Source organism: Streptomyces sp. NPDC046727, from assembly GCF_040645635.1.
GTDB lineage: Bacteria > Actinomycetota > Actinomycetes > Streptomycetales > Streptomycetaceae > Streptomyces.
Map to the genome: position 1 here is coordinate 56,973 of NZ_JBEYYR010000004.1, position 15,164 is coordinate 72,136.

8 protein-coding genes are annotated in these 15,164 nt (G+C 71.9%); all 8 read right to left on the reverse strand.

Going from position 1 to position 15,164, the window contains the following annotated elements; all coding sequences use genetic code 11:
- Nucleotides 1-862 precede the first annotated feature (862 nt).
- Complete coding sequence (locus ABZ937_RS06245; RefSeq protein ID WP_361686283.1) at nucleotides 863-1,156, reverse strand: hypothetical protein; 294 nt, start codon at nucleotides 1,154-1,156, stop codon at nucleotides 863-865.
- Between the two features lie 83 nt (nucleotides 1,157-1,239).
- The gene (locus ABZ937_RS06250) at nucleotides 1,240-3,024 is read right to left on the reverse strand and encodes an ABC transporter ATP-binding protein (RefSeq protein ID WP_361686286.1); all 1,785 of its coding nucleotides are present in this window, start codon (nucleotides 3,022-3,024) and stop codon (nucleotides 1,240-1,242) included.
- On the reverse strand, nucleotides 3,021-4,805 hold the full coding sequence (locus tag ABZ937_RS06255; protein WP_361686289.1) for an ABC transporter ATP-binding protein: 1,785 nt from the start codon (nucleotides 4,803-4,805) through the stop codon (nucleotides 3,021-3,023). The genes ABZ937_RS06250 and ABZ937_RS06255 overlap by 4 nt, the downstream gene beginning before the upstream one ends.
- The gene (locus ABZ937_RS06260; RefSeq protein WP_361686292.1) at nucleotides 4,802-6,397 is read right to left on the reverse strand and encodes an AMP-binding protein; all 1,596 of its coding nucleotides are present in this window, start codon (nucleotides 6,395-6,397) and stop codon (nucleotides 4,802-4,804) included. Before ABZ937_RS06260 ends, ABZ937_RS06255 begins: the two co-directional genes overlap by 4 nt.
- 2 nt (nucleotides 6,398-6,399) lie before the next feature.
- Nucleotides 6,400-7,683 carry a salicylate synthase gene (locus ABZ937_RS06265; RefSeq protein WP_361686295.1) on the reverse strand — a complete coding sequence of 428 codons (1,284 nt, stop codon included), beginning with the start codon at nucleotides 7,681-7,683 and terminating at the stop codon, nucleotides 6,400-6,402.
- 13 nt (nucleotides 7,684-7,696) lie between these two features.
- Nucleotides 7,697-13,075 carry an amino acid adenylation domain-containing protein gene (locus ABZ937_RS06270; RefSeq protein ID WP_361686298.1) on the reverse strand — a complete coding sequence of 1,793 codons (5,379 nt, stop codon included), beginning with the start codon at nucleotides 13,073-13,075 and terminating at the stop codon, nucleotides 7,697-7,699.
- Nucleotides 13,072-14,454, reverse strand: coding sequence for an FAD-binding oxidoreductase (locus ABZ937_RS06275; RefSeq protein WP_361686301.1), 1,383 nt, complete (start codon nucleotides 14,452-14,454; stop codon nucleotides 13,072-13,074). Before ABZ937_RS06275 ends, ABZ937_RS06270 begins: the two co-directional genes overlap by 4 nt.
- Before the next feature lie 3 nt (nucleotides 14,455-14,457).
- On the reverse strand, nucleotides 14,458-15,162 hold the full coding sequence (locus ABZ937_RS06280; protein WP_361686304.1) for a VOC family protein: 705 nt from the start codon (nucleotides 15,160-15,162) through the stop codon (nucleotides 14,458-14,460).
- Nucleotides 15,163-15,164: the final 2 nt, after the last annotated feature.

Here is a 15,164-nt window from a genome sequence, read left to right on the forward strand (position 1 = left end):
TGATCTCGGCGAGGCTGAGGTGGATGAGCTGAGAGGATCCGTCTCTGCTTTCCCGGCATCCAGCTCGCGGGCTCGCAGGACGGTCAGGCGTTTTGCGCGTGATCCCACTGTTCGGAAGGTGGTGGTCCCCTCCCGCCGCAGCCGGGCTGGGCCCCGGACCGGTGGTCCCCGCTCACGCGGGGGTGGCCGGGGCCACGCACCACCCCGTCCATCACGGTGTCGAGCGCGTCGGCCAGCCGCCCTGGGTGCAGAGGACTGCGGGCTCGCCAGAGTACCGACTCCACGCCATGCTCACCGTTCCGCTGTGGCGGCGGCCGCCAGGACCGGCTCCAGCCGGGCCTGCCACGCGTGGGTCGCGCCGGACGGCAGGGCCTCGATGAGCGAGGTCGGCGCGGGGGCGCTCGCGCCCACTGTTGTGAGGATCCGTGCCTCCCGGTTCAGACGGCCGACGAGCGCAGCAACACCGGACGCCTTCCGGTCGTCTCCCCACGAGGTGGCCTGCACCGGCCGAGGTCGGCCATACGCGGCGGCATCGACACCGACGATGACGGGAGCCGGATCCTAGGGCCAGGGCGACGTGCGCCTGTCCCGGGCCCGCCGTTCGCCGCAGCGCCAGGAGGTCCTACGCAGAACCACCACCGGGTCCCCGGTGGCCCCCACTGGGCTGGGGTCCGACAGGTGCAGGTCCCGGACAGGAAGCGCTGGACGACCGGATACGCCTCATCCCCTTGGCCCTCCACCGACACGGCCAGCACCGCAGCTTGCCGGGAAAGACGCAGCACCTGGTCGATCACGGCACTCCGGACGCCGGGGGTGTTGCCGGTGACCACGCTCAACAGGCTCTTGGACATGCGAAATTCCGTCAGTTGAGGTGGGCGACCTGCCGCGGCGCCGGCGCAGCGCGCAGAGTCTCAACGAGGCTGCCGTCGGCCGGCATTCCGGCCCGGAGCCACGCGGCGACTGCCTCCGCTTCGGCCCGGGTCGCGATGGGACCGAGGCGCACCACCGCACCGGTGGGCCGGCGGTCCGCCCGGCATGGCTGTACGGCGGCGTACAGTCCGTAGCCGGCACGGCAGTGCAGAAACCGGTCCAGGCATCCGGTGGAGACCATGACGCCGTGGGGGCAGGTGCTGACCGCCAGGCGCAACACGTCCATGACGTGTTCGTGAGCCGCATCGCGGCATGGGGTGCAGACGACCAGGGTGAAGGGACGACTTCGTGGGGCGTGTGCGGTGGGGTTCACGCGTGCGTTCCTTCCCTGCCTTCCGTGCGTGCCACGGTCACCGGGAGTTGCCAGTGACGGGCTGCCGCCTGTGCGGTCCACATGCGGGCGTAGCGGCCGTCGGAGTCGGTGAGCAGGTCGCTGTGGGTGCCGTGCTGGGTGATGCGGCCGTCCTCGAGGACCAGGATCTGGTCGGTGCCGACGACGGTGGACAGCCGATGTGCGATGACGATCACCGTCTTGCCGTCCACCAGCCGGTCGATGGCCTCCTGCACCACGGTCTCCGAGGTGCTGTCGAGGGCGGCCGTGGGTTCGTCGAGCAGCACGACCGGGGCGTCCTTGAGGAAGGCGCGGGCAATGGAGATGCGCTGCCGCTCGCCGCCGGAGAGGGCGGAGCCGATCTCGCCGACCCGCGTGTCGTAGCGTTCGGGCAGCGACGCGATGAAGTCGTGGATGCCGGCGGCCCGGGCGGCGGCCTCGATGTCGGTGTCGGTGGCGTCCGGGCGTGCGAGGGCGATGTTGGCGCGGATCGTGTCGTCGAAGAGGTAGACGTCCTGGAAGACGACGGCGATGTGGCGCAGCACCTCGTCCGGTGCGAGTGAGGCCAGGTCGACGCCGCCGATGCGGACCGTGCCCTGCTGGGGGTCGGCGTAGCGGCTGATGAGTCTCGTGATGGTCGTTTTGCCGGAGCCGGAGGGGCCCACCAGGGCGGTCAGGCTGCGTTCCGGGATGGTGAAGTGCACGTCTTTCAGCGTGGGTTCGCTCTGGCCGTCGTAGGTGAAGGTGACGTTTTCGAAGCGGATGTCGAAGGAGGTCGGTGGGGTTCCGCCGGCGGCGACCGGCAGCGGCGGCACCGACAGGACGTCGTCGATCCGGGCGAGCGCCGCCTCGGAGAGCTCGAAGAGCTTGGTCATGACGGCGGCCAGGCTCAGGGGTTCGGCGAAGCGGGCCGCCGCGACCGTGACGGCGAGCAGGGTCGCCGGGGCCAGCCGGGCGTCCAGGGCGAGAGCCGCGCCGAGGGAGACCAGTGCCACGAGGGCCAGCTGGACGAGGAGTTGGGCGCCGGCCACGGGAAGGGCCGCTGAGCGGTTGGTGGCGGCTTGGGTGTGGTGCTGGCGGTGCAGGACGGAGATCAGGCGGGGTGAATCGGCGCCCGCCTGGCCGGTGGCTTTGAGGACCGGCAGTCCCTGGACGTACTCGACGATCCGGGCCGCCGCTTCGCCGTCGGCCTCGTCGACCTCACGGAAGCCGGAACCGGAACGGCGCTGCACCTGCCGTACGAGGGGCAGGGCCGCCAGCGTTCCCGCCGCCAGCACGAGGCCGAGCCGCCAGTCCAGGGCGAGGACCACCACGCCCAACACCGCGGGTACTGTGACCAGTTGGACGAAGAGCGCGGCCAGGGACGAGATCGCGGTAGCGGCCGTGGTGGCGTTGCCGCCGACGACCTGGGTGAGGTCCCCGGCCGCGCGCCGGTTCAGCTCCTGCTGGGGCATGGCGCGCAGGGCGGTGCCCAGGCGCAGGCGGGTGGAGCCGGTGACCAGGTGCCAGTAGTCGTAGGTGAAAGCCATCTCCCGTACCCTCAGGGCGCCTTCGGCGGCCACGAGCGCGGCGAGCAGGGCCACCCAGCCCCAGGCGCGGCCGGTGCGCACGGGGTCGCGGGTCAGTTCCGCGAGGAGCGGGACGAAGCAGGCGTAGGCGGCGGCCTGCAGGACGGTCGCGGCGAGGGAGACGCGGAGCGTGGCACGGAACTGCGTCGCGTACGGGCCGGCCGCGGTGAGCATCAGGCGCAGGATGCGCTTCACGAGGCGACCTCCTGGGTGCGGTGGCCGGTCATGCCCCAGGCAGCGGCCTGTTGATGGCTCGCCCAGAGGCGGGCGTAACGGCCGCCGGCCGCGACGAGGTCGGCGTGGCGGCCGCGTTCGGCGATGCGGCCGTGGTCGAGGACGACGATCTGGTCGGCGTCCGTGATCGTGGAGAGGCGGTGGGCGATGACGAGGACGGTGCGGCCTTGGGTGAGGCGGGCGATCGCCTGCTGGATGGCGGCCTCGGTCTCGGGGTCGGTGAAGGCGGTGGCCTCGTCGAGGATCACGATCGGGGCGTCGGAGAGGATCGCTCGGGCGATGGTGAGGCGTTGGCGCTGTCCGCCGGAGAGCCGGGCGCCGCGTTCGCCGACCTGGGTGTCGTAGCCGTCGGGCAGGTCGCGGACGATGAAGTCGTGGGCCGCGGCGGCTTCGGCAGCGGCCCTGACCTCGGCTTCCGTGGCGTCGGGGCGGGCGAGCCGGATGTTCTCCGCGACGGTGCCGGTGACGAGGAACGGCTCCTGGAAGACGAGCGCCACCTGCCGCAGCAGCACGTCGCTCGCAACGTCACGGACGTCCGCTCCGCCCACGTGTACGGCGCCCTCGTCCACGTCGTGAAAGCGCGGGATCAGCCGGGCCAGCGTCGACTTGCCCGAGCCCGAGGCGCCGACCAGGGCGCACACCGTACCCTCGGGGATCTCCAGGTCGATGCCGTCCAGGGCGGGGGTGCCTTCCCGGCCCGGGTAGCGGAAGGTGACCGAGTCGAAGGTGATCGAGGCGCCGTCCGGCTCGCGCGGGTCACCCGGCTCGGGGAGGGGAGGCGCGTCCAGGAGTTCCTGCACGCGGACCGCGCCCGCCTTGGCGTCGTTGATGTGGTTCGTCAGGTGCATCAGCGGTGAGACGGCCTCGATGGGCATCGTGCCGATGAGCAGGGCGAGGAGGAGGTCGGTGAGGGAGATCCAGCCGGCGGTGAGCATCGGGACGCCGGTGGCGGCGACGATGAGCAGGGTGGGCAGCGGCACGATGAACAGCCGGTGCAGCAGGCCGGAGGACCGGGTCGTGGCCATCCAGGCCGCGACGGCCTCGGTGAACTCCTCGACGGCGGTGGCGAAGCGCCCGAAGGACGCCCGTCCGTCGTCGAAGGTGCGGACGACCGGCATGCCCTGGACGAACTCGACGACGGCCGCGTTCACGTTCTCGTTCGCCGCGTTGTAGCGCTCGCGCTGGGTCCCGTAGTCACGGGCCATCAGCGAGAAGCAGGCGAACGCTACGGGGATGATGAGCAGGGCGGCGAGCAGCATCCGCCACTGCACCACCCCGAGCGCCAGCAGCGCGACGACGGGCTGGGCGACGCCGGAGCCGAGGAACGGCAGGGCGTCGGCGACCACGTTGTGCAGGGACTTCACGTCGTCCTGGACGATCTTCTTGATGCGCCCGGCCCCGAGCCGCTGCACCTCGCCGAGCGGCATGTGCGCCAGGCTGTCGGCGAGACGGCGGCGCAGGACGACCTCCAGCTCGTAACTCGCCTCGTGCGCCAGGTGCTCGGCGAGGCAGCGGGCGCCGAAGCCGCCGACGAGTCCGGCGAGCGCGCCCACGGCCCAGCGGGTGACGACGGCGCCGGACGGGTCGTCGGCGAGCAGTTCCCCGACGGCGTAGGCCACACACACCAGGCCCACGACATTGAGCACGCCGCTCAACAGACCGAGTGCCGCCGCCCGTTGGAGCAGCCGCCGTACCCGGTCCGAGCTCTTGGCCAGGTCCAGGACCGTGTTCAGGCCGCTCATGCGCTCACCTGCCGGGCGAGTGCGGTCTTGTCGACCTTGCCGAGGGCGGTGCGGGGGAAGGACGGCAACACACGGACCTCGTCGGGGAGTTTGTAGACGGCCAGTCCGCGTGCGGTGAGATGGGTGGCGAGGTCGGTGCGCGTGGGCGGTGCGCCGCGCGGTACGACGCAGGCGCAGGACCGCTCCCCCAGGTGATCGTCGGGCAGGCCGATCAAAGCGGCGTCGTGGACGGCCGGGTGGGCGAGCAGGTGGTTCTCGACCTCCTCGACCGGGACCTTCTCGCCGCCGCGGTTGATGACGTCCTTGATACGGCCCTCCACGACGAGGTGGCCGCTCGGCAGGCGGCGGACCAGGTCGCCGCTGCGGTAGAAACCGTCCGCGGTGAAGGCCCGGGTGTTGTGCTCGTCGGCCTTGTAGTAGCCGCGCAGGGTGTACGGGCCGCGGACCAGCAACTCGCCCACCTCGCCGTCCGGCAGGTCGCGGTCGTCGGGTCCGACGATGCGGATCTCGTCGTCCGCGCAGAGGGGGCGGCCCTGGGAGTCGATGACCAGTTCCTCCGGGTCGTCGGGGCGGGTGTAGCAGAGCAGTCCCTCTGCCATGCCGAAGACCTGCTGGAGCCGGCAGCCCAGTTCGGGTGCGATACGCCGGGCGGTCTCGGCCTTGAGGCGGGAGCCGCCGACCTGGAGGAATTCCAGGCTGCTCAGGTCGTCCTCCGCCCAATCCGCTGCCTCCAGCCACAGCAGCGCGAGCGAGGGGACGAGGGCGGTGACGGTGACGCGTTCGCGCGCGATCAGCGGGAAGGCGGTGTCCGGGCTCGGGGTCGGGCACATCACGACCGTGCCGCCGGCGTGCAGGGTTCCGAGGATGCCAGGGCAGGCAAGCGGGAAGTTGTGGGCGGCGGGCAGAGCGGTCAGATAACGGGTGTCGGAGGTCAGACCGGTCAGTGCGGCGCTGGCGGCGGCGTTGTAGAGGTAGTCGCTGTGGGTGCGCGGGATCAGCTTGGGTGCGCCGGTGGTGCCGCCGGACAGGAGCAGCAGGGCTACGTCGGACGGCTCCGGCTCCGGCAGCGGCCGTGGCTCGGCGGCCAGCGACGCCAGTGGGATGAACTCCTCGGCCTCGCCTACGACCAGGACGTGCCGCAGGTGCGGTGCTTTCCCGCGTACGGCGCGGGCGAGCGGCCGGTGGTCGAAACCGAGGTGGGTGTCGGGGACGACGTACGCCACCGCCTCCGAGAGGGCGAGCAGGTGGGCGATCTCGGCCTCGCGGTGGGCGGGCAGCGCCATGACGGGGACGGCGCCGAGCCGGAACAGGGCGAAGGACAGCTCCACGAACTCCGCGATGTTGGGAAGGTGGACAAGGACACGATCGCCGGGAGCCAGGCCGATTTCGTGCAGTCCGGACGCCAAACGGTCGGCACGTTTGTCGACTTCGCTGTACGTCCAGCGGCGCTCACCGTCGACCACCGCGACGGCATCGGGGGTGGCCCCGGCCCGTTCCCGCAGCAGCGAGCCCAGGGTACGACCGCTCCAGTACCCCCGTTCGCGGTACCGGTCGGCGAAATCCTTCGGCCAGGGGGTGAATCCCTCCAGCATGCTCAGCCCTCCCTCGGGACGGCGTAGGGGGCGACGCTGCGGAGCTTCTCGCAGGTCTCCTCGTACTCGCGGGCGGGACGGGACGCCCCGACGACACCCGCGCCTGCGCGCAGCCAGGCCCTGCCGTCCTGCTGGTAGACGGCGCGCAGAACCAGCGCGGCATCCAGCGAGCCGTCGGCACCGGCCCGCAGGACCGCGCCCGCGTACAGGCCGCGCGGCTCCGCCTCCAGCTCCCGGATCAACTGGTAGGCGGCCTGTTTGGGGATGCCCGACGCGGTCACCGGTGGGAAGACCGCGCCGAGTGCGTCCCAGGCGGTGCGGCCGGCGGCGAGGTCGGTGGTGACGCGGGAGGCGAGGTGCTGGACGCTGCCGCGCGGCTTGACGGTGAGGAACTCCCCCACACGCGTGGTGCCCGGCACGCCCACGCCGGACAGCTCTTCCACGGCCAGTTTCACGGAGGTGGCGTGCTCGTAGACCTCCTTCGGGTCGCGGTGCAGCTGCATGCGCAGGGCGGCGTCCGTGTCCGGGTCACCGGTCAGGGCGCGGGTGCCCGCGAGCGGCTGGGTGGTGGCGGTGCCGTCTCCGGGCACCTCGATCACGGTTTCGGGGCTGAAGCCTGCGGCCTGGATTCCGGCCAGGTCGAGGAGGAAGGAGCGGGCGGGATTGTTGGCGGTGCGACCCGCGAGGTAGGTGGCGGTCATGTCGACGGGGAAGGGCACGGGCACGGTGCGGGAGAGGATGACCTTGTCGAGCCTGCCGCGGCCGATCTCGGCCACGGCATGGGCGACATGCCCCTGGTAAGTGCGTCGGGTGTCGTGGACATCGACCGGTTTCGGGGCGCATGCGGCCCTCGGGGTCCCGGCCAGCACCTTGCGGAGGCGATCGGGGAGATCCGGGTCGAGCGTACGCACGCTCACCTGTGCTTCGGTCACCGTCACCTCGGTGCCGGGAACCATGAGATGGGCCAGCGGCGTGTCCGTACCGGCACCGCTCGCCAGCTCGAAGGCCAGCCAGCCGTAGGCGTGCCAGTCGCGCACCGGCGCCTCGTGCAGCGCGGAATGCAGGAGCTCCCAGGGCGCTCCCGACCAGGGAGAGGTGCGCTCGCCGACACGTATCGTCCGGGCGTCGACGCGCACCTCGTGGACCGGGTTGCCGGCGACGTACCACCGTTCTCCCTGCTCGTAGACGACGTAGTCGGTGAGCAGACCGGAGTCGGCAAGCTGGGCCACGACGGCCAGCGGGGCGAACCGGCCCTCGATACAGACGTGTTGGTAGTGCTGATGCATGCTGGTCTCCTGGTCAGCGGCGGTGCAGGCCGCGCAGCGGTGCGGCCACGAGGTCGGCGACGTGGGCGACGTCGGGCTCTTCGATGCAGGTGAAGTGGTTGCCCTCGATGCCGGTGACGGGCAGGTCGCCGATGGACACGTCCCGCCAGAAGGCGAGCGTGGTGTCGTCCATGCCGGGCGCGAAGCCGGAGGCGCCACGCGGCAGCAGAAAGCGGATGTCTCCGGCGTACGGTTCCGGGGTGAACCGGGCCGACAGGAAGCTCTGCCGGAACACCCGGAACATCGCGGCGACCATCTCCGGCGGCACAGTCTGGCCGCCTGCCTCGGTCGCCGTCCGGGCGTACACGGCGAACCGCTCCTCACGCGTGTACGAGGCCAGGCTCCGGAAGAAGTCTCCGGCGGGGCCGTCGACCTCGACGAGCGCGCCCAGCGGGACCTTGCCGCCGTTGCGTTCGATGACCTGCATGAAGCCGCGTACGACGGTGTCCCCGTCGATGTCGCCGAACCCGGTCTGGGCAAGGGAGATGTGCAGGTTGGGCACGAAGAGAATCTCGATCATCAGGTCGTCCTCGACGTCGACGACGACCGGGTGGCTGCTGATGAGCACGAGGTCCTCGACGGTCACGCCGCGCTCGTCCAGGCGCCGGGCGACCTCGGTGGCGTACAGGCCGCCCAGGCAGTAGCCGACGAGCTGGAGCCGGTCGTGTCCCTCGGCCAGCAGGCGTTCGGCGTAGTCGTCCGCGGCGCGCTCGATGACGGTGGCCGGGTCCTGGGCGAGGTAGCGCTCGGTGTCGTCGATGACGATGCCGAGGACCGGGCCGAGGTCCTGCTCGACCAGGCGGGCGGCGAGCGGCCGGTAGCAGTCCATGGTGCCGAGCCCGGCATGGAACATCACCCGCAGGGGGCCGTCGCCGGTGGTGCTGAACGACATCAGGGCGGCGTTGCCGGTGGCGGCACGACGCAGGGAGGGCTCGGTCCCGGTGTGCCCCGAGTCGCGTAGGAAGGCGGCCAGTTCGGCGAGCGTCGGGTGGTTGAGCAGCTGCCGTAGCAGCGTGTCGAAGGGGATGCCTGACGCCTCGGGGACCTCCTCGCGCAGGCGGCCGGCCATCCGGGCCATGATCAGGGAGTCGGCCCCGTGGTCGTAGAAGCTGTCGGTACGGCCGACACGGCCGCTGGGCAATGCGTCCACCCACAGGGCGGCGAGGCGCGACTCGAAGGGGTCTGCGGGTGTCTCCGCGATCGCCTTCGCCTCGGTGGCGGCGGGCCGCCAGCTCTGGAGCGTACGGCGGTCGATCTTGCCGTTGGCGGTCAGCGGCAGCGTGTCCACGATCTGGAGGTGCGTCGGGATCATGTGGACGGGCAGCCGGTCACGCAGGAACGCGGCCAGGTCCGGCTCGGTGAGGTACACCCGGTCGGTCTTCAGGCGGGCGGCGAAGAGGTGCACACGCTGCGGGGCCAGCGGGTGCCCGTCCTCGGGCAGGCACAGCACCTCGTCGGCGCCGGCCTCGCGCAGCAGGCTGAGCCACTGGTCTCGGCCGAGGTAGGAGGTGCCGCCGAGGGCCCGGTCGTCCTCCGGCTCGGTCATCATGAACGCCTGCGAGGCCAGGATCCACGGGTGCTCGCGGGTGGGCTCGGTGAGGATCAGCCAGCCGCCCGGCGCGACGAGTTCGGTGAGCCGGGCCAGGGACGCCCGGATGTCGCGGGCGTTCTCCAGCACGCCGGCGGCCAGGACGACGTCGTACGCGTTCGGGGCGAGGCCCTGGGCGCGGTGGTCGGCATCGACGTCGAAGACGCCGAAGCTCATCCGCGGGCGCTCGCGGTCGCCGAAACGGCGGCGGGCCTCGGGCAGGAAGAAGGCAGCGACGTCCGTGAAGTGGTACGTGCAGCCGTCCCGGCCTGCCAGTGCCGTCAGGGCGTCCTCGGTGGTGCCGCCGGTGCCTGCGCCGACTTCGAGGACGCGCAGCGGGCGGTCGGCGGTGATGTGCTCCAGGACAGCCGTGACGGCCCGGTTCAGGTAGCGGGCGGTGGCGTTGCGGCGGTACAGGGCGTACGCAGTGGCGAAGTCGCCGTCGGGGAAGAGGAGTTCCACCGGGTCCTGGCGGCCGGTGAGCAGCTCGGGCAGGCGGTCGGCGTGGTTCTTGACGTAGGTCAGGAAGTCTCGGGAGGCGATCTCGTCACTCCAGGCGGACTCGGCCTCGGCCCACAGGCGAACCGCGGTCGTGTCGTCCGCCTCGCCGATGCCGTGCTCGTCCAGCACCGCCAGCCAGCGGCGTAGCAGCCAGTGGTGGCGCGGTTCGATGCCCGCGTCCGTCAGGGCCTGCTGCGAGGACTTGCCGTCCTCGGACGGGAACAGACCCAGCTCCCGCAGCGCACAGGCCATCGAGGACAGGACGGCGGCGTCGAAGGCGTCGGCATGGGCGGCCACCCGGTCATGGTCCACGTCGGGGAGGGTGGCATCGGCCGCCGCGCTTACTTCCCGTGCCGGGGAGGCGTCCGGGGCCCGTTCGGCGGGAGCAGGCTCGACGACGGCGAGGAGAGCCCGGTCCTCGCCCGTGCCGTCGACGACCACGGCTGCCGCCGCCACCGCCGGATGCTCCAGCAGCGCCGCCTCGATCTCGCCGAGTTCGATGCGGTGACCGCGGATCTTCACCTGGTTGTCCTCGCGGCCCAGGAACTCGATCTCGCCGCCGGGGAGATAGCGGCCCACGTCGCCGGTCCGGTAGAGGCGTTGTCCATCACGGGTGACGAACCGGCGGGCGGTGGTCTCCGGATCGCCCAGGTAGCCCTGGGCGAGGCCATGGCCGCTGATGTACAGCTCCCCCGCCACCCACACCGGGCAGTCACACAGCTCCGCATCCAGCACCCGGAAGCCCTGGTTGGCGAGCGGCAGACCGTACGGGACGCTGCGACGGCCCTCGTAGCTTCCCTCGCACACGTGGTAGTTGGACCAGATGGACGCCTCGGTGGCACCGCCCAGCGCGACCACCTTCAGCCCCGGGAGACGGGGCGCGAGCATGCCCGGCAGAGTCACGGGGATCCAGTCGCCGGACAGCAGGACGAGGCGGAGACTCGCAAGATCGAGGCCCGACTCGGTCTCCAGGTAGGTCGCGAGCATCTGCATCAGCGCCGGGACCGAGTTCCAGACGGTGACGCCGTGCTCGGCGATCAGTTCGGCCCAGTGGGAGGGGTCGGTGCGGCGCTCGCGATCGGGCAGCACGAGGGAGCCGCCGACGGCGAGCGGGCCGAAGATGTCGTACACGGACAGGTCGAAACCCAGGCCGGCCAGACCAAGGACCCGGTCGTCCGCGGTGACGCCGAAGCGGCGGTTCACATCCTGGATCGTGTTGAGCGCGGCCCGATGGCTGATGACGACGCCCTTGGGGCGCCCAGTGGAGCCCGAGGTGTAGATCACGTAGGCCGGGGCGTCCGGGTCGCCCTGCGCCGGCTCGATCGGTGTCACCGGCGTGAGCGTGTCGACCGCGATGACGTGACCGTTCTCGGGCCACTCCGCCCCCACCCAGGACTGGGTGAGGACGTGGCGGACCCCGGCGTCGCCGATCATGGCGGCACGGCGCAGGGGCGGCTGCGCGGTGTCGACCGGCAGGTACACGGCACCGGCGAGCAGGGTGCCGAGGACCGCGATGACCTGCTCGGGGCCCTTGTCCATGACGATCGCGACCCGGTCCCCGGCCTCGCACCCCGCCGCGCGGAGCTGTTCGGCGACGGCGGTGGACCTCGCGGCGAGCTCGCCGTAGGTGAGGGTGGCCTGCGGGCCGATCACGGCGGGCCGGTCCGGGGTGCGGGCCGCCTGCGCGAACACAGCGTGGTGCAGCAGGCCGTCGGGGAGTTCGGCCGCGGTGTCGTTGGCGCGGCGACGCTCGTCGCTCTGCCAGGCGGGCAGCGGGATCACGTCCGTGCGGTCCCAGAGGTCGTCGCCGTCGGCGAGGGCCCGTATGAGGGTGTCGAAGGCGTCGAACATGTCGTCTACGAGGCCGCCGGGGAACACGCCCTCACGGACGTCCCAGTTGACCTGGAGTCCTTCGGCGTCGTCCATGGCCTGGCAGTCGATGAAGACCTGCGGGGTCTGGGTGATGCCGAAGCCGTCCAGGCGGCCCTGGGCGCGGCGGCCGGTGCCGCCATCGCCGAGACCGATGGCGCTGGTGAACACCACCGGCATGAGGGCGGCGTCGCGGCCCCGGCGGCGGGCGAGTTCACGCAGCACCTCGACACCGGAGTACAGGCGGTGGTCGAGGTCGTCGAAGAGCTGGCCGGCCACGGCCTGGGCCCGCTCGGTGAAGGTGGCGCCGGGCGCCGGTTCGACGGCGAGGAGGTTGACGGTGGTGAAGTCGCCGACGACGCGGCCGATCTGCTCGTGCAGCGGCAGCCGGTTGAGGACCGTGAGGTTGAGGCAGAAGCGCGGGGTGCGGCTCCAGCGGCCGATCACGGCGGAGTAGGCGGCGAGGACGACCGAGGACGGGGTGAGGCCGCGGCGCTGGGCACGGTCCTTCAGGCGTTCCCAGGCGGGTGTGTCGAGCTTGAGGAAGCGGCGGCGGAAGCGCGGTTCGTCCGCCGCGACGCCGGCGGTCGGCAGGTCGGGGGCGGGCGGCAGCGTGTCGAGCCGGGACCACCAGTAGTCCTTGTCCCGCTGGTGGGCCGGGGACTCCCGGAGGGCGCGCTCGGCGAGCAGGTAGTCGCGGAACTGGACGGCGGGGTCGGTGAGTTGGGCGTCCCGGTCGGCGTGCAGGATCTCGAACTCGCCGAGCAGCAGCCAGATGCTGGCCCAGTCCGCGATCAGGAAGTCCATCGACAGATGCAGAACCGCTCGCGCGCCGGTACGGGTCATGCGCAGCTCGAACAGGGGCCAGGCCGTGGTGTCGTAGACACGGTGGCTCATTTCCTCGCGGGCGCGCAGCAGCGCGTCCTCGCCCTCCGCGACCGGCACACGCAGGCGCGGCACGCTCGGCAACACCTGCTGGTGGCCCGCCGGGTCGATGACTGCACGCAGCATGTCGTGCCGTTCGACGAGCCGGTTCCAGGCGTCCTCCACGCGGACTGGATCCAGGTCGGGGTAGGTGACTTCGAGATAGACGTGGCAGGCGACGCCGCCGTAGCCGAAGACCTCGTTGCGGCCGAGAAGGTAGGCGGCCTGGACGTCGGTCAGCGGGAACGGCTCGTGGCGGGCTGCAGGGTCGGGAGTGAGCGCGCTGGGCCGGGCCTCGGCCCGCAGACACTCCAGCACGGCTGCCTTACCGGCCTTCAGTGCCTGGAGGTGTCCGGCATTCAGTGCGCCCTTCGGGGCGCGGTAGCGGAGGGTGCCGTCCTCCTCCCACAGCTGGACGCCCGCCTGCCGCAGCGCGGCGATCAGTTCGGCCGGGGCGGATGCGAGGGTCATCGGTTGTTCTCCTTGGCCGTGACGGAAGTGGTGGAGGGCAGGATGTTGGCGTTGAAACGGAAGAGGTTGTCCGGGTCCCAGGTGTCCTTGACGCCGATCAGGCGCCGGTACGTCTCCGTGCCGTAGGCGGCACGCACCCACTGGGGCTCCGGGTCGGGCAGGAGGTTGACGTAGGGCCCGTTGGTGACCTTCTGGAGGGCCTGCCAGCAGGTGCGGGCCGGTTCGAGGTGCTCGGGGCTGTCGGGGTCGCCGTACCACTGGGCGCAGATCTCCACGAACCAGCGGGCGTCGCGGTGGCTGAACGCCGTGGGTCCGGCGGGCGCCCGGCCGATGGCGCCGCCGAGCGCGCCGAGGACGACGGAGAAGTTCGGACCGGCCGACTCCCAGTGGTCGACGAGGAGGTCGAGCGTGGCGTCGTCGAGGTCGGGGAGGAGTTCACCGCGGTTGTAGACGTGCTGACGGGCGACGTCGGGGGGTGACGGCAGCAGGCGCTGGTAGGCGGTGTAGGGCCGGTGGGAGATGCGGTCGGCGACCGCACCGTGCCGCAGGGGTGCGAGCACTTCGTCGGCCTGGTCGGTGGGCCCGAACCAGCTGGGGATCAGTACCGCGCACCGCTCGAAGTGCAGGTACTCGGGGATGAACGGCAGCGGCGGCGCGGTCCAGACGAGGACGATCAGCGATGCCGCGTCGGGTGCGGTGGCCAGCCAGTCCCGGGCCGTGCGCAGGGCGGTGCGTGCCTGGGACGCCGGGTGGACCAGGGCCCCTGCGACGACGCCGTTCACAGGATGCAGGCGGAAGCCGAAGCGGGTGACGACGCCGAAGTTGCCGCCGCCTCCGCGCAGGGCCCAGAACAGGTCGGTGTGCGTGTCGGCGTCGGCGCGCACATGACGGCCGTCGGCGGTGACCAGCTCGAAGAAGGTGACGTTGTCGCTGGTGAGCCCGTGCTGGCGGGACAGGTCGCCGACGCCGCCGCCGAGGGTGTGGCCCGCGATCCCGACATCGGTGTTGCGCGGGCCGGGCACGGCGAGCCCGTGTTCTTGTGTCACGGCGTCGAACTCGCCCCAGGTCAGACCGGGTTCGGCCACGGCGGTACGGGAGAGGGGATCGACGTCGATGCGCTTCATGCCGCCGAGGTCGATCACGGCACCGTCGTCGCAGGTGCCCCAGCCCGCCACGTTGGCTCCGCCTCCCCGCACGGCAACCGGCAGTCCGTGAGTGCGGGCGTGGGCGAGGACGGCGATCACGTCGTCGGCGTCCGTACAGCGGGCGATCAGGGCGGGGCGGTGGTCGGCGCGGGCGTTGCGGACGCGGCGGGCCCGGTCGTAGCCGGCGGCGCCGGGAGTGAGGAGCCGGCCGCGGAAGCCGGGAAGGGTGAGCACGGGCTACTCCTTCCGGGCCGGTGCCGTCAGCACGGCCCCGTGCAGCAAGGCCGGGTCCAAGCGACCGGTGACGCCGTCGAGTTCGACCGACAGGACACCTGTGGCAGGGGACGTCTGCACGGTGAGCGGGCCGTCCTGCTCCAGGTGGGCGGCGAGGGTGTCGTAGGCGGCGCGGTCGTGCTCGCTCACGCCCATCCGGACCCGTGCGATGCGCCGGGCCCCGTTGGGGTGGTGGACGGCGGCGGGGCGCTGCGGCGGGTCGTAGGCGGACACGACGAACGGCAGCCGGGCCGGGCGCGTGGCGAGGAACTGGTAGCGCACACGGTTGCCGTCGGGCCGGGTGCGGCCGCCCTTCATGACGCGGGAGACGCCGACTCCGGATCCCCGCAGGACGCTGTGCACACGGTCGAGCGAGGTGTCGTCGGTCTCCAGTGCCAGATCCCGCCAGCCCTGGCCCGGCCGGGACCAATGGGCCAGCAGATGGCCGGCCGCCCTGCCGTGGACGGCGGCCATCGGCCACTTCGCGAGTCGGAAGACGGGCGGCAGTTGGAAGAACTCGATGAACGGGCCTTCCTCGAACCACAGCAGGGCGTTGTGGGCACGCTCGGGAGCGCTGCCGTACTCGACGGTGAAGCCGAGGCTCTCGTAGTCCCGTACGACCGACCGGACGTCGTCGACCTTGCACAGGACATGGCTGCATCGCAGCACGT